Raw genomic sequence first — 17,863 nt, 5'->3', positions numbered from 1 at the left:
CGTACACCACTGTTAAATAACCCGTTTAAAAGCCGAAATTCTTAACCATTACCATAATTATGACAAATATTCGTAACATCCTGACGGGCCTTTTAGTACTGGCTGTACTGGCATTGTGTTTTATGTGGCCGATTCCTAATGACCAGCTTCCTTTCCACCGTAATGGTCTCATCTATCCCATTATTGTGGTTGCATTAGGGCTGTTCTTTAGCTCTTCTCAGGCCAAACAGAGGCTGAATTTAAGCAAAATTAAGTTTGTTCTTATCGTTGTATGGGTATTAACGTTCTTCATTTTGATCAACGGATTTTTTGTCGCTCCCGATATAAAAGAGATGTTTTCTACCTGGGATGGGCAATGGCTTCGCCCGGTATTACTGTTCTGCGCAGGACTGGTATTATTACCGGCCATTCAGGATAAATTCCCCTCTATATCAGCAGCCCGCTATTTTACCCTGATCGTTCTCTTCTTCTGGGGTGTGGTTTGTGTCCATTTATTGGATACGGTTTGGCTCTACTGGCGCGACGGCGTGATCCACTGGGGTGAAACGCGGATTGTCTTCAATCGCACGCGCATGAGCTTCCAGGTCAATATGATCACTGGCTTCATTCTTGCCGAACTGCTGGCGCGTGGCTTACTGCATCAGCGTTTCATGCGCCTTAACACGCCCTTCCTCGCTTTTATGCTGCTGTGTAATTTGCTTTGCACCGCGCTGGTTGATACCCGCTGGGGCACCATTGGGCTGGTAGGCAGCTTGTTTTCTACCTTCATTTTGCTGAGTTTTCACAGCATGCGCCGCAGCCGCGTGGTATTAACGGGTACCATTCTGATCGGGATTTTCGCGGCTTCCGCGTTACTCGGCTACGCGTCGTGGAAAACGGATCCGCGCTGGCAAAGCCTTGAAAGCGATGCGGTTACCGGCTGGAACGCCCCCTTCACCAGTTTTTGCTACAACAAAACAAGTGGGACGATCCCCAAGAACGATTTAGGTCGTCCAATGAACCATTCAAATGGCTGTCGCGCAAGTTTCTTCCGCCAGGGTTGGGGATTGGTTGCGGAACACCCGGCAGGTATGGGCCCTCGCAAAGAAGCCTTCCGTTACGTGCTGCGGCGCGATACGCAGGATAACCGAATTAACATTCCACACAGCCACTACGGCTTGATTGAGTTTGGTATTCAGAACGGTATTGCCGGTATTGCGGGCTGGTTGATTTTGCTGGCGGGTTGCTGGTACATCGGCTGGCGCGAATTCCGCCATGGCAATACGATGATTGGCCTGTTCCTTCTGCTGTTTACGATCGGATTTTTCTCCAGAACGATGGTCGATCACAATCTGAAAGACCATTACCTGGAGCAATACATGATGTTGACCGGGCTGCTCATTGGTATGTGTGCGCTACGCCCTCTTCAGGATCATAAGAAAATTTCCTGATGATGTATCACCTGCGCCAGGGTCAACGCCCTGGCGTAAAAAAGACGGAGTAAGCATGTCTGACGCGCCGCAATTAAGCCTCATTATCGCTGTATACAACGGCGAATCCTTTCTGAGCGCCTTTTTTGACAGCATTAAGAAGCAGAATCTGGAAAGCCTGGAACTGATCGTTGTTAATGACGGTTCCACCGACGGTTCTTCTGAGATTATCGCCCGCTACGCCAGCGAATTCAGTGATTATAACGTTATCGATCAGGCCAATGGCGGCGTATCAGCGGCTCGCAACGCGGGACTTGCTGTCGCGAAAGGTCAATATGTGGCGTTCCCGGATATCGATGATGTTATTTATCCGGGAATGTACCCTCGCCTGCTGGAGATAGCGCTTGCCGGCAACCTGGATGTCGCCACCTGTAACGGCACCTATATTTACGATGACGGGCGTCCGTCGAAAAAGATTTTCCCCTCTGACAAGCTGACGTCAACGGGTGTGCTGGATGGCCCAACATGGCTGCAAATGGCGCTGGAATCGCGCAAGTTCCTGCACGTCACCTGGCTCAATATCTACCGTCACGCCTTCATCAAAGAGCAGGGCTTTACCTTTGAACACGGCCTGCGTCATCAGGACATCCCGTGGACGACTGAAGTGTTGCTGACCGCCAAACGCGTGCAGTATATCGATGAAGTGTTTTACGATTATCTGATTCACTCGGCATCGGTTTCACACACGCCTGGCACCGACGATACCCGCATGCGCTCCTCTCGCCATTATATGAAAATCCTGGAAATGCTGGATGCCATCAATAAACGCCATCCCGATTTGGTGAAACGCGTACCCGCTTGCCAGTGGCAAATTGCGAAAGAAGGCTTAGGCATTCTGCACAGCATCAACAATATCGACGATATGGCGAAAAAGCGTGAGATCACGCGCGAGCTTTTTGAGCGCGGTATCTGGTCTATGATCTGGCGCAACGCGCGCGGTTTCCGCCAGCGCTGGCGTTTAGGACGTCGCTATTTCCGCCTTAAAAAAATTCTCGGCTAACGGACAATATGAGCAAACTCAAACTCCACGCGGTTTCCCGCGCAGACTTCATCGCGAAAAACTACGCAGATTTTCAGACGCTGCTGGATAACCGCGTTAATCCGGATGATATCCCTGAACGTTTCTATTGCGGTGGACGTGGCGGCTGGACGTTTCAAACCACGCTGGCGTTGAAACATTATTACGGCGACGATATTGAATGTTCGTTTGGCTCTGAATGCCGGCCGGATGCTATCAACCTGATGCACAATGATGATTTCGGCTCTCGCGTTAAACCGTGGCGCGGATTTACCGTCGTTGCGCGTGCCGATCGCCCTCCGGTTGTGGGCGCCGATATTGTCGTTGACCAGAATCCTGAAGTTGACGGGCACAGTAACCGCATTTTCGTGCCTTACTGGCCGCAGCCTGGCGTTAAACCGCGTGAACGTACCGATGAAACGGTGAAAACCGTGGCGTTTTTCGGCCGTGTTGACAGCTTTCCGCAGGAATACCGTGAAGGTGATTTTAAACAACGGCTGGCCGAGCAGGGAATTGACCTGCGCATTTCATTTGATAACTGGACGAACTATCAGGACGTGGATGTTTGCATCAGTTTCCGCAAATCGCACGACCACAAGCTTGCGCGCAAACCCGCCAGCAAATTAATTAATAACTGGCTGGGCAAAACCGTGATGGTGTGTGATGACGAACCGTCTTACCGCGCTATCCGTGAAAGCGATCTGGATTATCTGATTGCCAAAAATCCTGACGAAGCCTTTGAGGCGATTATGCGTCTGAAGAATTCTCCTGAGCTGTATCGCCAAATGCGTGAACAGGGAGAAAAACGTTTGCAGGTCTATTCCCGTGAAGCGGTTGCCGCTCGCTGGTTTGCCCTGTTTGAGGATATCTGGCGGAAAGGATTGCACAATCGCCCCACGCTGGTTCGCGCGCTGCGCTTTGGTTTTGGTAAAGCGATTCGTCCGCTGACTAAAAAGTTCTGAGTTAGATTGAGTCTGAACATGTTCAAAACATCTGCACAATCATCACTCACGCTACGCCGCAATATCCTGCGAACCGTGGTGTTGACGCTGGCTTTCCTGGTGCTGTTTTCACTTTCTGAAATCATCATCCTGTTAAAAGACCATGTCTATCAACCGAAAGCCGGTGATATCTCGCTGTATCTGATCATCTCGCTGCTGGCTGCCGTCAGCGCACGTTTCTTCGTTACGCGCCTTCTGCTGGCCGTCACGTTTATTGTGCAGATATCAGAAGCGATCTATTACCAGTTTTATGGCCAGTTCTACGGCCCAAGCGAAGTCTGGCTTGCGTTTGTCGAAACGAAAGATATTGCCAGCGGAATTACCGACAGCCTCGGATCGCTGGGGATTTACTTCGCGATCATGGTCCTGGCAGTCGTGTTTGCACTGGTCTTCACCCGTCGCATGGCACCTCAGTGGCATAAAGGTCTCGCGATGCCCTGCCTGCTCGCCATCGTTGTTATGTTTGCCGGCCAGTTTTACAAGGCCATCGATGGTCAGATGTACAAGTTCAACCCAGACCTGCGCCACTCTTTACTGCGCAACGGTCTGTCAGCCATGAGCTTTAGCGCCATTCGTCTGATCCCGGAAGCCCTGTCTGGCGAAAACCAGAGCGTGACCCATTACGAACCTTATAAGGTGACGCCGATTGAGGGATCGCATGCAGGCAAATACTCCATCATCCTGGCGATTGGCGAAAGCCTCAACCCGCATCACGTCAGTGCGCTGGGCTACGAGCGCGATACCACGCCAGAGCTGAAAGCCCTGATGAAGCAGTATCAGGGTACGGGTCGTCTGGTGGTATCGAACGCCGTGTCAACGCGTGTCGCCATTCCTATGCTGGTGAACAATCTGCGCGAGCCGGATAACTACGGCGCGTATAAATCCAGGTCGACCAATATCTTTGCGAATGCGAAAAAACAGGGTTATCAGACCGCATTTATCTCAGCGCAAGGTCTGGAAGGGTTGAGCAACTGGATCGGTATCCACGACATTGACCTGTGGGAAGACACGCAAATTCGCCCGGCTCCGGATGTGGGCGCGGACGTGGTACTCACGCCATCGGTCGAGAAAGCCACGCTGGACTGGAGCAAACCGTTCCTGATGGTGCTGAACAGCCGCGCACCGCATATCCCTTATGAGCGTAATATCCCGCAGGGATTTGCGGAATTCTCGACGCCGCATCTGAGTAATGACGTTGAGCAGAAGAAAAATGAGTACGACGATGCAGTGCGTTTGTACGATAAAGAGCTGGCGTCCGCCATCCGCACGACGATGGCGAAATCCAAACTGCCTGTGCTGGTGTTCATTACCTCGGATCACGGAGAGCGCGTGGGCGACGGCGGACTGTTTGGTCATTCGGTTGTGGAAATGCCAATTGCCCAGGTGCCATTCCTCTATTTCAGCAACGACCCGGCGTATTCAATGAATGCGATCAGCCCGCAAGTCCCGCTGAACCACTATCAGGTTGCGACGCTTATCAACAAAATGCTGGGCTATTCTGTCAGCAACCCGAATCAGAAAGATGACAGCTTCTTCATCACGGGCGGCGATATTCGTGGTCTGTCGGAGCGTGTGACCTACCACTTAAATGCGCTCCCTGAAGCAGAGCGTTAATCTGCAAGTCATCAAACGGGCAAACACTGCCCGTTTTTTTATCGTTGAATGAACGTAACGCAGGCAGACAAGTGAGCTAAAATGCCAAAGAGATAGCTTTAAACGGCCTAAATGCTTAGAATTTGCCCGCTGAAACTGAAAAACGGATAATCGCTTGGAATTGTTGTATACCGCTTTGCTCTACATTATTCAGCCGCTGGTGTGGCTAAGACTGCTGCTTCGTAGCCGTAAAGCGCCTGCGTATCGAAAACGTTGGGCTGAACGTTATGGCTACTGTCGTAATAAAGTTGTGCCAGACGGTATTCTGCTGCATTCCGTATCCGTCGGTGAAACGCTGGCGGCCATCCCGCTGGTCCGCGCGCTGCGCCACCGTTATCCCTATTTGCCGATTACCGTCACCACCATGACCCCCACGGGTTCTGAACGCGCGCTGTCGGCATTTGGCAAAGACGTGCATCACGTTTACCTGCCTTATGATTTACCCTGCGCCATGAACCGCTTCCTCAACACTGTGCGTCCAAAGCTGGTGATTGTGATGGAAACCGAACTCTGGCCAAACATGATTTCCGCCCTGCATGCCCGCAAAATTCCGCTGGTGGTGGCGAATGCTCGCCTGTCTGAACGCTCCGCGAAAGGCTATGGCAAGCTGGGTAAATTTATGCGTCGCCTGCTGTCCAAAATTACGCTGATCGCCGCCCAAAACGAAGAAGATGCCGCGCGCTTTATCTCCCTGGGGCTGAAACGCAATCAGCTCGCCGTAACCGGTAGTCTAAAGTTTGATATTTCCGTCACGCCAGAACTCGCGGCGCGTGCCCTCACGTTACGCCGCCAGTGGGCACCACGCCGTCAAGTGTGGATCGCAACCAGCACCCACGATGGCGAAGAAGAGATTATTCTGCAGGCGCATCGCAAACTGCTCGAAACATTCCCGGACTTACTGCTGATTCTGGTTCCTCGTCATCCCGAGCGCTTTAAGGATGCCCGTGAATTGGTACAGAAAGGCGGATTTAGCTTCACGCTGCGCAGCAGCGGTGAGATCCCATCGGGTAGCACTCAGGTGGTGATTGGCGACACGATGGGCGAACTGATGCTGCTCTACGGCATTGCCGATCTGGCGTTCGTGGGCGGCAGCCTGGTCGAACGCGGCGGACACAATCCGCTGGAGCCGGCCGCACATGCCATTCCTGTGCTGATGGGTCCCCACACGTTTAACTTCAAAGATATCTGCGCCAAATTGCAGCAAGCCGACGGCTTGATTACCGTAAACGATGCGGACTCCGTGGTGAAGGAGGTATCAACCCTGCTCACCGATGAAGATTACCGTTTGTGGTACGGTCGCCATGCCGTGGAGGTGCTGCATCAGAATCAGGGCGCATTGACCCGTCTGCTGCAACTTCTTCAACCTTACTTGCCGCAGCGGAGTCATTAATGTCAACGCGTCTGTCGGTCGTAATGATCGCCAAAAACGCTGCCGACCTGCTTCCGGACTGCCTCGCGTCTGTTGCCTGGGCTGACGAAATTGTCTTGCTGGATTCCGGAAGTGTGGATAATACGGTTGAAATCGCCCGTGCCGCAGGCGTGAACGTGTTCATCGATACCGACTGGCAGGGCTATGGCATTCAGCGTCAGCGCGCGCAATCTTTTGCCACTGGCGACTACGTGCTGATGATCGACACTGACGAGCGCATCACGCCGGAACTCCAGCAGGCCATACAAACCGTACTGATGTCGCCGAAGCCTGGCGTTGTGTACAGCATTGCGCGCCGGAACTATTTCCTGGGCCGCTTTATGCGTCACAGCGGCTGGTATCCCGACCGCGTGATGCGTCTTTACGAGCGCGATCGCTATCAGTACAACGCCAATCTGGTTCACGAAGCTCTGGATTGTCATCAGGCTCAGGTGATGATGCTAAGCGGCGATCTGCTGCATCTCACCTGCCGGGATTTTGCGAGCTTCCAGCGCAAGCAACTCAACTACGCCACGGCCTGGGCACAAGAGCGCCACCAGCGCGGTAAAAAGGCCTCTCTGACGGGAATTTTTGCGCATACGCTAGGTGCGTTTTTGAAAACACTGCTGCTGCGCGGCGGTGTCCTGGATGGCAAACAAGGCTGGTTACTGGCAGTGGTGAATGCACAGTATACTTTCAACAAATATACCGAGCTGTGGGCGTTAAACCGCGGCTACTCAGAGAAACGTGAGCCATGAGCACAAAAGCGATTTATCCGGGTACCTTCGATCCCATCACTAACGGTCATATTGATATCATTACGCGTGCTGCCAGCATGTTTGATCGCGTGATTCTGGCGATTGCTGCCAGTCCCAGCAAAAAACCCATGTTCGATTTAGATGAACGCGTCGCGCTCGCCACTACCGCGCTTCAGCACCTGCCGAATGTTGAAGTCATGGGCTTTAGCGATTTGATGGCCAATTTCGCCCGCGCACAGCAAGCCAATATTCTGATTCGCGGATTGCGTGCCGTGGCTGATTTTGAATACGAGATGCAGCTGGCACACATGAACCGTCATCTGATGCCGGAACTGGAAAGCGTCTTCCTGATGCCGTCAAAAGAGTGGTCGTTTATTTCGTCATCACTGGTGAAAGAAGTGGCGCGCCACGCGGGGGATGTGGCGCATTTTCTGCCTGCGAACGTTCACCAGGCGTTGATGGAAAAGCTCAAATAATTTATTTCTGACACTGGCGGCAGTAAAACGTCGCACGCTGCGCATGTTTCGATGCAACGATGGGAGTGCCGCACACTCTGCACGGCTCGCCTTTACGGCCATACACCTGCAGTTCCTGCGCAAAATACCCCGGCTTACCGTCACTTTGCAGGAAATCCTTCAGCGTCGTCCCGCCCTGCTCGATTGAGCGCAGCAAAACGGCTTTGATGACTTTCACCAATATCTCGCACTCGTGCTCTGAGAGCGACGATGCGAGCCTGTCAGGGTGAATCCCGGCCGCGAAAAGCGACTCGCTGGCATAGATATTCCCAACCCCCACCACCAGCTTGTTATCCATCAGCCAGGGTTTGATCGGCGTTTTCTTTTTGGCGCACCGTGCTTTCAGGTAGTCAGCGTTAAATGCTTCGCTCAGCGGCTCTGGGCCGAGATGCGCCAGCACGTTGTGCCCCTCAAGCTCTTTAGTCCACAACCATGCGCCAAAGCGTCTAGGGTCGGTATAGCGCAGCACTTTGCCGTTACTCATGACCAAATCCACGTGATCGTGTTTTTCGGCAGGTAACTCTTCACTGAGGATACGCAAACTCCCGGACATCCCAAGATGGATGATTATCCAGCCGTCGGGCAGCTCCAGCAGCAGGTATTTTGCGCGTCGCTGCACGCTCAGAACCGGCTTGTCGCTCAGGGTATGTATCTCATTGGAAACGGGCCAGCGAAGACGACCGTTACGCACGACAGCATGAAGTATGGTCGCGCCCACCAGATGCGGCTCGATACCGCGACGGCTGGTTTCTACCTCAGGTAATTCAGGCATGTTTCCTCCATTGAGAGACACAGACATTGAGAAACGCAGAATGCAAAAAACCCCGCGATTGCGGGGTTTTTCTTTACAAGGAATCTAAAATTATTTGATTTTAGCTTCTTTGTATAAAACGTGCTGACGGACAACTGGATCGAATTTTTTCAGTTCCAGTTTTTCCGGTTTAGTACGCTTGTTCTTCGTGGTGGTGTAGAAGTGACCAGTACCAGCAGAAGAAACCAGCTTGATTTTCTCACGAATACCTTTAGCCATGATTTATTTCCTCTTTAAGTACTTAGTACTTTTCGCCACGGGCACGCAGTTCGGACAGAACTGTATCGATGCCTTTCTTATCAATAACACGCATACCTTTAGCAGATACACGCAGGGTGACAAAACGCTTCTCGCTCTCAACCCAAAAACGGTGAGAGTGCAGGTTCGGCAGGAAACGGCGTTTAGTCGCGTTCAGTGCGTGGGAACGGTTGTTACCGGTCACCGGACGCTTGCCAGTAACTTGGCAGACTCGGGACATGTCTATTCTCCAAAAATCAAATTAGCTCGAGCTTCGTATGGGGTATCGGCGCCTCGTCAGGCTTTACAGCCCGGTCATCGCGGTTCTAAGTGAACACTCGATTGCCAGGCCCAAATGCCAAACCCGAGATTCTCAAAGGTGGCGTAGTATACGCTGACTCGACGATGTGCTCAAGTCCCGAACAGACAAAGATCCCGATGGATCGCGAGAAAAGGTCTAAATCCAACCACGTTCAGCTAAAGAAACATACTCTCCACGTCCCACAATAAAATGGTCAAGTACACGAATGTCCATGAATTGACAGCATTTGATGATACGTTCGGTGATCTCTTTGTCGGCTTTACTCGGTTCAGCGCAACCAGAGGGGTGATTATGCGCGAGGATCACGGCGGCTGCATTCACTTTTATCGCTTCTCGCACAATTTCTCGCGGATGAACCTCAACATGCCGCAATGTTCCCGAAAACATGCGGCTATGTTTCACCACCCGATGTTGATTATCGAGAAAGATCACCATGAAGATTTCACGTTCTGCATCAGAGAGCTGACTCTGTAGAAAATCTTTTGTCATTTCAGGATTTAACAGCGGATTATCACCAAGTACCCGCACGCTATGATAGCGTCGGGCAAGCTCGGCAATGCCCTTAAGCTGCGCAAATTTAGCCAGCCCGATTCCTTCGACATACCGAAATTCGTCAAGATCGGCGTTCAATAACCCGTGCAGCGATCCAAAATGCTGTAACAGTTCCTGCGCTAATATAAACACGCTCTTTCCTGATGTACCGGTGCGCAAAAAAAGTGCCAGTAGCTCGGCATCCGTCAGTGATGTGATACCAAAATTCAGCATTTTCTCCCGCGGCAAGAGCGCCAACTCATCATCCATGTCCCGTCTCCCTGTTTTGCTTTCGTTATGCTGGCACAGGAATTCTCACTACTCGACGGGTACTTTTCGTTCTTGCGTAGCGCCTCGCAAAGTGGACCGCGCACATTTTTACGTCGATTTTCGTATTGTGATAAAATGTTTCCCTCTGGATAAACCCAACAGGAAAGAATCATGATGAGCCTGGCTGGCAAAAAAATCGTTCTTGGCGTGAGCGGCGGCATCGCCGCGTATAAAGCGCCAGAGCTGGTGCGCCGCTTGCGAGATCGCGGGGCAGAGGTGCGGGTCGCGATAACGGAAGGCGGCAAAGCGTTTATTACCCCGTTGAGCCTACAAGCCGTTTCAGGGTATCCGGTATCCGATAGCCTGCTCGACCCGGCCGCCGAAGCCGCAATGGGCCATATTGAACTGGGCAAATGGGCAGACCTGGTTATCCTCGCTCCCGCAACGGCGGATTTAATCGCACGCGTTGCGGCAGGCATGGCCAACGATCTGGTTTCAACGATTTGTCTGGCTACGCCCGCACCTGTCGCCGTCGTGCCAGCGATGAACCAGCAGATGTACCGCAATGTCGCGACCCAGCATAACCTTGAGATTCTGGCCTCTCGCGGGTTGCTCATTTGGGGTCCAGATAGCGGGAGTCAGGCATGTGGGGATGTGGGTCCAGGACGCATGCTCGATCCGCTTGCCATTGTCGATATGGCCGCCACGCATTTTGCGCCTGTCAACGATCTGCAACATCTCAACATCATGATTACTGCCGGTCCGACACGCGAACCCTTGGATCCCGTGCGATACATCACGAACCACAGTTCCGGCAAGATGGGGTTTGCCATTGCCGCGGCAGCAGCAAAACGCGGAGCAAACGTCACGCTGGTCAGCGGGCCGGTCTCTTTAGCTACGCCACCTTTCGTGCAACGCATTGATGTTACTACCGCACTGGAAATGGAAGCAGCCGTTCAAGCGCACGCACAGATGCAGCAAATATTTATCGGCTGCGCGGCCGTCGCCGATTACCGCGCCGAGACCATTTCTGATGCCAAGATTAAAAAGCAAGGCGATGAATTAACGATAAAAATGGTGAAAAATCCTGACATCGTTGCCGGTGTTGCCGCACTAAAAAGCCATCGACCTTACGTCGTTGGGTTTGCCGCCGAAACAAATAATGTGGAAGAATATGCCCGGCAAAAACGGACCCGCAAAAATCTCGATTTGATTTGCGCGAACGATGTTTCGCTGGCGACACAAGGATTTAACAGCGACAGCAACGCATTACACCTTTTCTGGCAGGATGGAGATAAAGTCTTACCGCTTGAGCGCAAGGAACTCCTGGGCCAACAATTACTGGACGAGATCGTTACCCGTTATGATGAAAAAAATCGACGTTAAGATTCTGGACCCGCGTGTTGGCCAGCAATTTCCGCTGCCAACCTATGCCACCTCCGGCTCCGCCGGTCTTGACCTGCGAGCCTGTCTCGATGACGCCGTCGCGCTGGCGCCAGGCGCCACCACGCTGATCCCGACAGGTCTGGCGATTCACGTTGCAGACCCTTCACTGGCAGCGATGATTTTGCCTCGCTCTGGTCTTGGTCATAAGCATGGTATTGTGCTGGGCAATCTGGTCGGGCTCATTGATTCCGACTACCAGGGTCAACTGATGGTCTCTGTATGGAACCGTGGCCAGGACAGCTTCACGATTGAGCCGGGCGAACGTATCGCGCAGATGGTCTTTGTGCCTGTGGTTCAGGCTGAATTTAATCTGGTAGACGATTTTGATGCCACCGACCGTGGCGAAGGCGGCTTCGGCCACTCTGGGCGCAAATAAGCCCAACGATACGCACCTCACAGCGTAATAATGCAATAACACACCGCAAACGCGTGTTTGCGGTCGCTGTGTGGATGCCAGCCGGACAGGCGCTTATTTTCAGGGGTATTTTGTAACATGGCAGAAAAACAAACCGCGAAAAGGAACCGTCGCGAAGAAATACTTCAATCTCTGGCGCTGATGCTTGAATCCAGCGATGGCAGTCAACGCATCACTACCGCAAAACTGGCGGCCTCTGTCGGCGTATCAGAAGCGGCGCTGTATCGTCATTTCCCCAGCAAAACGCGGATGTTTGATAGCCTCATCGAGTTTATCGAAGACAGCCTCATTACCCGTATCAATCTGATTCTTAAAGACGAAAAAGACACCACCGCCCGCTTGCGATTGATTGTGTTACTGATTCTTGGTTTCGGCGAACGCAATCCCGGCCTGACGCGAATCATGACTGGGCATGCGCTGATGTTTGAGCAGGACAAGCTCCAGGGACGTATCAATCAGCTTTTCGAACGCATTGAAGCCCAGTTGCGCCAGGTTCTGCGTGAAAAGAAAATGCGTGAAGGTGAAGGCTACACCACGGATGAAAATGTGTTGGCTGGGCAGCTGTTAGCATTCTGCGAAGGAATGCTTTCTCGCTTTGTACGCAGTGAATTTAAATATCGCCCAACGGATGATTTCGACACCCGTTGGCCGCTCGTGGCTGCGCAATTGCAGTAAACGCGTTGAAGCCCGGTCAGCATCACGCGACCGGGCAAATGCCTTAAACGCCAAACTCTTCCCGATACGCGCGCACCGAAGCCAGATGATCCGCCATCTCAGGTTTCTCTTCCAGGTAGGCAATCAGGTCTTTCAACTTAATAATTGAAATCACGTTGCAGCCATAATCACGCTCAACTTCCTGAATGGCTGAAATCTCGCCACGGCCACGCTCCTGGCGATCGAGAGAAATCAAAACGCCAGCAAGCGAAGCGCCATTGGCCTGAATAATTTCCATCGACTCACGGATTGCCGTGCCTGCGGTGATCACGTCATCCACCAGCATAATTCGCCCCTGCAATTCACTGCCAACCAGATTGCCGCCTTCACCGTGGGTTTTGGCCTCTTTGCGGTTGAAGCAGTACGGGACATCGCGATCGTGATGTTCCGCTAGCGCAACTGCCGTGGTGGTCGCAATCGGGATACCCTTATACGCAGGACCAAACAGCAGGTCGAAATCAATCCCGGAATCCACAAGTGCTTCGGCGTAAAAACGGCCTAATAAAGCCAGATCGCGCCCAGTATTAAACAGCCCGGCGTTGAAGAAATAGGGGCTTTTACGCCCGGATTTCAGCGTAAATTCGCCAAACTTAAGTACCTGCTTGTTAAGCGCAAACTCAATAAACTGGCGCTGATAGGGTTTCATGGATTTGCTCCTCAAGACTTTTCTACGGACAAAAAAAAGGGCGACAACGTCGCCCTTACATCAATCTTCTAACGCCGCTTTCTGCGTCGTGACAATAGATTCAATTCCCCCTCGGGCTAACGCCAGCAAGGTAAGAAGCTCTTCGTGAGTAAACGGCTCGCCTTCTGCCGTGCCCTGCACTTCAATGATACGACCGTCTTCGGTCATCACCACATTCATGTCGGTTTCGGCTGCGGAGTCTTCAACGTATTCCAGATCGCAAAGCGCTTCGCCGTTTACGATACCTACAGAGACAGCTGCAACCATTCCCTTCATCGGGTTCTTTTTCAACTTACCGGCAGCAATCAGCTTGTTCAGCGCATCGGCCAGTGCAACGCATGCACCGGTAATGGATGCCGTGCGCGTACCCCCATCAGCCTGAATTACATCGCAGTCCAGGGTAATGGTGAATTCGCCCAGCACTTTCAGATCGACAGCCGCACGAAGTGCGCGAGCGATCAAACGCTGGATTTCCATGGTACGACCGCCCTGCTTGCCTTTTGCCGCTTCGCGGGCGTTACGGGTATGCGTTGCGCGCGGCAACATACCGTATTCAGCCGTGATCCAGCCCTGGCCCTGGCCTTTCAGAAAGCGCGGTACGCCCTCTTCAATAGAGGCAGTGCACAGTACTTTAGTGTCGCCAAATGCAACAAGCACGGAACCTTCAGCGTGTTTTGTATAGTTACGGGTCAGGGTGACGGGACGCACCTGATTGGCGCTACGGCCTGATGGACGCATGATGATATCTCCGGCTTGAAACGAATGTGGCTGCGCATTATACGGATTAAAGTCGCTTATTCCTATCCTGTGAAAGCCACGAAAGCTATAATCCCCCATCTCTCCTCTAAAAACGGGAATGTCTATGATACGCAGTATGACCGCCTACGCCCGGCGTGAAATCAAAGGTAGCTGGGGTAGCGCTACCTGGGAAATGCGCTCGGTGAACCAGCGCTATCTGGAAACTTATTTCCGTATGCCAGAACAGTTTCGCAGCCTTGAGCCGGTCGTGCGCGAGCGCATTCGTGCTCGACTGACGCGCGGTAAGGTTGAATGTAACCTGCGTTTTGAACCCGATGCGAGCGCCCAGGGGGAGCTGATCCTCAATGAAAAACTGGCTAAACAGCTGGTAAATGCCGCGAACTGGGTCAAAATGCAGAGCGACGAAGGTGAAATCAACCCGGTTGATATCCTGCGTTGGCCTGGCGTTATGGCCGCTGGAGAGCAGGATTTGGATGCGATCACCACCGAAATCCTCGGGGCGCTAGACGGCGCTCTGGATGATTTTATTGAGGCGCGGGAGACTGAAGGTCAGGCATTAAAAGCGATGATTGAACAGCGCCTCGAAGGGGTCAGTGCAGAAGTCGTCAAAGTACGCGCTCATATGCCTGAAGTCCTGCAGTGGCAGCGCGAACGCCTGATTGCCAAACTGGAAGATGCCGAAGTTCAGCTGGAAAACACCCGCCTTGAGCAAGAGTTAGTGCTGATGGCTCAGCGTGTTGACGTCGCGGAAGAGCTTGATCGACTCGAAGCTCATGTTAAAGAGACGTACAATATTCTGAAGAAGAAAGAAGCAGTTGGCCGTCGCCTCGACTTTATGATGCAGGAATTTAACCGCGAATCGAACACGCTGGCATCTAAATCCATCAACGCCGAAGTCACTACGTCAGCCATTGAATTAAAAGTGCTTATTGAGCAAATGCGCGAGCAGATTCAGAACATTGAGTAACGCCATTTCCTCCCGATCCTGAATAAAAAAAGCCATTATAAAAATGGCTTTTTTTGTGCCTCACGCAGTAAGGATGACTCAAATACCTCCAAAACCTCTTCAGGTTAACCCTTGCCTACCATCCGTCTTGCGATGTGCGATGTGCGATGTGCGATGAAAAGTGTGATCGGAAACAAACATACAGTCATGAAAAAAACTAATGCCTTAAACTCCATAAACCTTTCCATAGGCACTGATAGCAGCAAAAATATATGAGTAAAAGTATCCCTTGAGCTGTCGGGCATAAAAAATCTAAATCGTGATGTGTTGTGTAAAACGTTACCCTAGCGCGCTCAATCTGGGGGAAGAGATGCTGCTACACATATTATATTTGGTCGGTATTACGGCTGAAGCCATGACAGGAGCGCTGGCTGCTGGACGCCGTCGCATGGATACTTTCGGCGTCATTATTATCGCCACAGCAACCGCCTTGGGCGGCGGCTCCGTTCGCGACATACTGCTAGGTCACTATCCGCTGGGCTGGGTCAAACATCCCGAATACGTGGTGATCGTTGCGGTTGCCGCGGTGCTGACTACGATTGCGGCCCCGGTGATGCCCCATTTGCGACGTTTATTCCTCATTCTGGATGCCGTGGGATTAGTGGTCTTTTCTATTATCGGCGCGCAAATTGCCCTTGATATGGGGGAAGGACCGATCATTGCCTCAATCGCTGCCGTTGTGACGGGTGTTTTTGGCGGTGTTCTCCGTGATATGTTCTGTAAACGCATTCCACTCGTGTTTCAGAAAGAACTGTATGCCGGCATTTCTTTTGCTTCGGCGGTGTTGTACATCGCTTTGCAACATTATGTCTCAAGTCTCGATGTCGTTGTCATCGCGACGTTACTCTTCGGTTTTACCGCGCGGATGCTCGCGCTACGCTTAAAATTGGGGCTTCCCGTATTTCATTACACCCATGACTCACACTAGGTTTTCGACAGGTTCACTTTAAAACCCGTCAATACCTTGTTCACCGAGCCAGGTCGCAAGACGCGTGATCTGCGGATCGTGTACAAACTCTACCAACTTTCGTGCCTTTTCTGCGCCGATACCCGGGAGCTGGCTCCAACTGCCCGCATTTTTGTCTTGTAATTGGCGCCAGGAATGAACGCTCAATGCTTTGGCTGCGACTTGCGGTAAGGGTATGCCAAGCGCATTTATCCATCGCTTGAAAGGCTGATGGCGAGCAAACTCGAAACGATGCCATAGCTGTAAACGTCGTCCTGGATTCAAACCAGGTGTCTTTTCTATTTGTTCCTGCGTTAAAGCCAGCCAGGAAAAAATGTGTTCAAAATGATAAGTCTGATGTAACAGTCGCCAGTTGGAATCACCCAACCCTTCCATATCGAGAACCGGCTTTGAGCTGAGCCATACCAGGCGGGCAAAAAATTGCTCCAGACATTCTGGTGAAGCATAAAAACAAGTGAGTGGGTGATAGTGCGATGCAGGCGGCACTGGCTTTTTTCGATCGCTTCCACGCCATACGACTTTATCCACTCGCGGGATACCCTGCCCGGCAAGACTCACCAGTACCTGATCACCCGGCGCAATATCCAGAGCCTGCCAACGGCTCACAGAACCGAGGTTAACGCGCTTCACACGTTTATCATCCAGTTGTATCGATTCCAGTGTGGCCACAACAGAAATCTTACCCGTACGCCCAATCGCAAATTGAATAGCGTTAACTTCCGCTACCTGTGAAACAGGCGAGTACTTCCACGCGACGACCCAATCCCCTTCTCCCGGTAACCAATGCTCACCGATTGGCTCAACCGAGGATCGAACTATAATGCCGTCAGTCACAAAAGGAAGAGGTGACGTCAGCCATTCCTTTCTGTTTTTTTCAACCTCATCTGCCGTGCTCACTGCTCGCGTGTACCGTGCTGTCAGGTTAAAACCGGCTTTTGTGAGCTCAGAAAGACGTTGCGGCATAGACTGCGGACCATCAGGCCATGCCCAAATAAAGACACCGAGATTATCCAGATCCCTCTTGTCATTCAGGCGCATCATCATTCCCGCTGCTTTAGCTCTGGCATTCATCCCTCCCATCTGCTGCTGAATATGCCCTTCACGCAGTAAAAAAATTTCTCCTTGAAGAACGCTTTCCGAAAGCACGCCCTGCACGCTTAAAGGAATAGAGGGGATTGCTTGTACTCTTGCGGTCCAGTCTTCACCTTTCACTCCGTCGCCACGACTGATCGCCTGCGCCAACTTCCCTTTGCGATAAACCAATGTGACTGCCACACCATCGACTTTAGGTTGCACCCACAAATCGCGTCGTGAGTGCATCCACTGACGCAACTCTTCTTTATCAGCCACCTTGTGCACACCCGTATGTGCAAAAGGGTGTCGTAGTGTTCCGTTGGTGTGAGGAATATCCTCTTTCACATGCTCATGATTAAAGCACTGCTGCCACTGCTTTAGCCTGGTATTCAATTGATCATAAACCTCATCGCTCACGTCGCTTTTACCTTCTTGCCAGTAAGCATCATTCCAGCGAGCAATCTGAGCGTTTAACCCCGCAATTTGTTGTTCTGCTTTGGCATGCGACCACGCGGGGCATACCGCTATTCCATAGCTACTCCACACCATCATGACTACGCCAGCCCATTTCCACATCGTTAATCCTCCCTGGTTTGGGGAAGTTATAACGGTCCGATTTGAGTCTGACTACCCGCAAAGATGCACTTTACGAGGAGCTTTCCATGTAATATTTTTTTGGCTGCAAAGGGACAAGAAAATTGGAAAACGCCACGCAAAAATCAACAATCCAAGGGAAAAAGTGTGACAAAGACTACGTCACACCGTGGCGACGTGTATAATAAGCCCGTATGTAGGACTTAATCG

General features: G+C 51.9%; 19 protein-coding genes. 12 read left to right on the top strand and 7 right to left on the bottom strand.

Annotated elements, in window-relative coordinates; all coding sequences use genetic code 11:
• Positions 1-59: 59 nt before the first annotated feature.
• The 7 genes from I6L74_RS09270 (at position 60) to coaD (ending at position 7,783) form a co-directional block, all read left to right on the top strand.
• Positions 60-1,430: an O-antigen ligase family protein gene (locus I6L74_RS09270; RefSeq protein WP_072241975.1), complete on the top strand. Its 1,371-nt coding sequence runs from the start codon at positions 60-62 to the stop codon at positions 1,428-1,430.
• Between the two features lie 55 nt (positions 1,431-1,485).
• Positions 1,486-2,469, top strand: a complete 984-nt coding sequence (locus tag I6L74_RS09265) for a glycosyltransferase (RefSeq protein WP_059180480.1) — start codon at positions 1,486-1,488, stop codon at positions 2,467-2,469.
• An 8-nt stretch (positions 2,470-2,477) separates the two neighbouring features.
• On the top strand, positions 2,478-3,449 hold the full coding sequence (locus I6L74_RS09260) for a glycosyltransferase family protein (protein ID WP_059180481.1): 972 nt from the start codon (positions 2,478-2,480) through the stop codon (positions 3,447-3,449).
• Between the two features lie 18 nt (positions 3,450-3,467).
• Positions 3,468-5,102: a sulfatase-like hydrolase/transferase gene (locus tag I6L74_RS09255; RefSeq protein ID WP_059180482.1), complete on the top strand. Its 1,635-nt coding sequence runs from the start codon at positions 3,468-3,470 to the stop codon at positions 5,100-5,102.
• Positions 5,103-5,256: 154 nt separating this feature from the next.
• Complete coding sequence (gene waaA / locus I6L74_RS09250) at positions 5,257-6,531, top strand: lipid IV(A) 3-deoxy-D-manno-octulosonic acid transferase (protein WP_059180483.1); 1,275 nt, start codon at positions 5,257-5,259, stop codon at positions 6,529-6,531.
• Positions 6,531-7,307: a glycosyltransferase family 2 protein gene (locus I6L74_RS09245; protein WP_059180484.1), complete on the top strand. Its 777-nt coding sequence runs from the start codon at positions 6,531-6,533 to the stop codon at positions 7,305-7,307. Before waaA ends, I6L74_RS09245 begins: the two co-directional genes overlap by 1 nt.
• Complete coding sequence (gene coaD / locus I6L74_RS09240) at positions 7,304-7,783, top strand: pantetheine-phosphate adenylyltransferase (RefSeq protein WP_059180485.1); 480 nt, start codon at positions 7,304-7,306, stop codon at positions 7,781-7,783. The genes I6L74_RS09245 and coaD overlap by 4 nt, the downstream gene beginning before the upstream one ends.
• A 1-nt stretch (position 7,784) precedes the next feature.
• Here the strand turns inward: coaD and mutM are convergent, their stop codons facing one another.
• From mutM to radC, 4 genes are all read right to left on the bottom strand, one after another.
• Positions 7,785-8,594, bottom strand: a complete 810-nt coding sequence (gene mutM, locus I6L74_RS09235) for a bifunctional DNA-formamidopyrimidine glycosylase/DNA-(apurinic or apyrimidinic site) lyase (protein ID WP_059180486.1) — start codon at positions 8,592-8,594, stop codon at positions 7,785-7,787.
• Positions 8,595-8,684: 90 nt separating this feature from the next.
• A complete protein-coding gene (gene rpmG / locus I6L74_RS09230; RefSeq protein WP_003024094.1) occupies positions 8,685-8,852 on the bottom strand; it encodes a 50S ribosomal protein L33 in 168 nt (55 codons plus the stop codon).
• Between the two features lie 22 nt (positions 8,853-8,874).
• Positions 8,875-9,111: a 50S ribosomal protein L28 gene (gene rpmB, locus I6L74_RS09225; protein WP_002436699.1), complete on the bottom strand. Its 237-nt coding sequence runs from the start codon at positions 9,109-9,111 to the stop codon at positions 8,875-8,877.
• A gap of 216 nt (positions 9,112-9,327) precedes the next feature.
• Entirely contained in the window at positions 9,328-9,993 is a 666-nt protein-coding gene (radC, locus tag I6L74_RS09220; protein ID WP_059180487.1) for a RadC family protein, read from the bottom strand.
• A gap of 174 nt (positions 9,994-10,167) precedes the next feature.
• Between radC and coaBC the strand changes: the two genes are divergently transcribed.
• The 3 genes from coaBC to slmA all read left to right on the top strand — a co-directional run bounded on the left by coaBC (position 10,168) and on the right by slmA (position 12,529).
• Complete coding sequence (coaBC, locus tag I6L74_RS09215) at positions 10,168-11,379, top strand: bifunctional phosphopantothenoylcysteine decarboxylase/phosphopantothenate--cysteine ligase CoaBC (protein WP_096759600.1); 1,212 nt, start codon at positions 10,168-10,170, stop codon at positions 11,377-11,379.
• Entirely contained in the window at positions 11,357-11,815 is a 459-nt protein-coding gene (dut, locus tag I6L74_RS09210) for a dUTP diphosphatase (RefSeq protein ID WP_059180489.1), read from the top strand. The genes coaBC and dut overlap by 23 nt, the downstream gene beginning before the upstream one ends.
• A gap of 117 nt (positions 11,816-11,932) precedes the next feature.
• The gene (slmA, locus tag I6L74_RS09205) at positions 11,933-12,529 is read left to right on the top strand and encodes a nucleoid occlusion factor SlmA (RefSeq protein ID WP_011915366.1); all 597 of its coding nucleotides are present in this window, start codon (positions 11,933-11,935) and stop codon (positions 12,527-12,529) included.
• Positions 12,530-12,572: 43 nt separating this feature from the next.
• Here the strand turns inward: slmA and pyrE are convergent, their stop codons facing one another.
• Together pyrE and rph are read right to left on the bottom strand one after the other, a co-directional pair.
• Positions 12,573-13,214 (bottom strand): orotate phosphoribosyltransferase, encoded by a 642-nt coding sequence (pyrE, locus tag I6L74_RS09200; protein WP_059180490.1) that lies wholly within the window; start codon positions 13,212-13,214, stop codon positions 12,573-12,575.
• Between the two features lie 60 nt (positions 13,215-13,274).
• A complete protein-coding gene (gene rph, locus I6L74_RS09195; protein ID WP_059180491.1) occupies positions 13,275-13,991 on the bottom strand; it encodes a ribonuclease PH in 717 nt (238 codons plus the stop codon).
• A gap of 124 nt (positions 13,992-14,115) precedes the next feature.
• Here rph and I6L74_RS09190 point away from each other — a divergent pair, with 124 nt between their 5' ends.
• Entirely contained in the window at positions 14,116-14,979 is an 864-nt protein-coding gene (locus tag I6L74_RS09190) for a YicC/YloC family endoribonuclease (RefSeq protein ID WP_059180492.1), read from the top strand.
• 349 nt (positions 14,980-15,328) lie between these two features.
• Positions 15,329-15,946 (top strand): trimeric intracellular cation channel family protein, encoded by a 618-nt coding sequence (locus I6L74_RS09185; protein WP_059180493.1) that lies wholly within the window; start codon positions 15,329-15,331, stop codon positions 15,944-15,946.
• Between the two features lie 18 nt (positions 15,947-15,964).
• On the opposite strand, the gene ligB is transcribed toward I6L74_RS09185, so the two are convergent.
• The gene (gene ligB / locus I6L74_RS09180; protein ID WP_059180494.1) at positions 15,965-17,635 is read right to left on the bottom strand and encodes an NAD-dependent DNA ligase LigB; all 1,671 of its coding nucleotides are present in this window, start codon (positions 17,633-17,635) and stop codon (positions 15,965-15,967) included.
• Between the last annotated feature and the right edge of the window lie 228 nt (positions 17,636-17,863).

The sequence above is a fragment of the Lelliottia amnigena genome, assembly GCF_019047465.1.
Taxonomy (GTDB): Bacteria; Pseudomonadota; Gammaproteobacteria; order Enterobacterales; family Enterobacteriaceae; genus Enterobacter; species Enterobacter amnigenus.
This window is presented reverse-complemented; position numbering and strand designations above follow the sequence as displayed.

Excerpts from the sequence above, each read along its gene's own strand:
- I6L74_RS09270 (WP_072241975.1), top strand. The coding sequence starts at position 60 with ATGACAAATATTCGTAACATCCTGACGGGCCTTTTAGTACTGGCTGTA.
- I6L74_RS09265 (WP_059180480.1), top strand. The coding sequence starts at position 1,486 with ATGTCTGACGCGCCGCAATTAAGCCTCATTATCGCTGTATACAACGGC.
- I6L74_RS09260 (WP_059180481.1), top strand. The coding sequence starts at position 2,478 with ATGAGCAAACTCAAACTCCACGCGGTTTCCCGCGCAGACTTCATCGCG.
- I6L74_RS09255 (WP_059180482.1), top strand. The coding sequence starts at position 3,468 with ATGTTCAAAACATCTGCACAATCATCACTCACGCTACGCCGCAATATC.
- I6L74_RS09245 (WP_059180484.1), top strand. The coding sequence starts at position 6,531 with ATGTCAACGCGTCTGTCGGTCGTAATGATCGCCAAAAACGCTGCCGAC.
- coaD (WP_059180485.1), top strand. The coding sequence starts at position 7,304 with ATGAGCACAAAAGCGATTTATCCGGGTACCTTCGATCCCATCACTAAC.
- mutM (WP_059180486.1), bottom strand. The coding sequence starts at position 8,594 with ATGCCTGAATTACCTGAGGTAGAAACCAGCCGTCGCGGTATCGAGCCG.
- rpmG (WP_003024094.1), bottom strand. The coding sequence starts at position 8,852 with ATGGCTAAAGGTATTCGTGAGAAAATCAAGCTGGTTTCTTCTGCTGGT.
- rpmB (WP_002436699.1), bottom strand. The coding sequence starts at position 9,111 with ATGTCCCGAGTCTGCCAAGTTACTGGCAAGCGTCCGGTGACCGGTAAC.
- radC (WP_059180487.1), bottom strand. The coding sequence starts at position 9,993 with ATGGATGATGAGTTGGCGCTCTTGCCGCGGGAGAAAATGCTGAATTTT.
- coaBC (WP_096759600.1), top strand. The coding sequence starts at position 10,168 with ATGAGCCTGGCTGGCAAAAAAATCGTTCTTGGCGTGAGCGGCGGCATC.
- dut (WP_059180489.1), top strand. The coding sequence starts at position 11,357 with ATGATGAAAAAAATCGACGTTAAGATTCTGGACCCGCGTGTTGGCCAG.
- slmA (WP_011915366.1), top strand. The coding sequence starts at position 11,933 with ATGGCAGAAAAACAAACCGCGAAAAGGAACCGTCGCGAAGAAATACTT.
- pyrE (WP_059180490.1), bottom strand. The coding sequence starts at position 13,214 with ATGAAACCCTATCAGCGCCAGTTTATTGAGTTTGCGCTTAACAAGCAG.
- rph (WP_059180491.1), bottom strand. The coding sequence starts at position 13,991 with ATGCGTCCATCAGGCCGTAGCGCCAATCAGGTGCGTCCCGTCACCCTG.
- I6L74_RS09190 (WP_059180492.1), top strand. The coding sequence starts at position 14,116 with ATGATACGCAGTATGACCGCCTACGCCCGGCGTGAAATCAAAGGTAGC.
- I6L74_RS09185 (WP_059180493.1), top strand. The coding sequence starts at position 15,329 with ATGCTGCTACACATATTATATTTGGTCGGTATTACGGCTGAAGCCATG.
- ligB (WP_059180494.1), bottom strand. The coding sequence starts at position 17,635 with ATGTGGAAATGGGCTGGCGTAGTCATGATGGTGTGGAGTAGCTATGGA.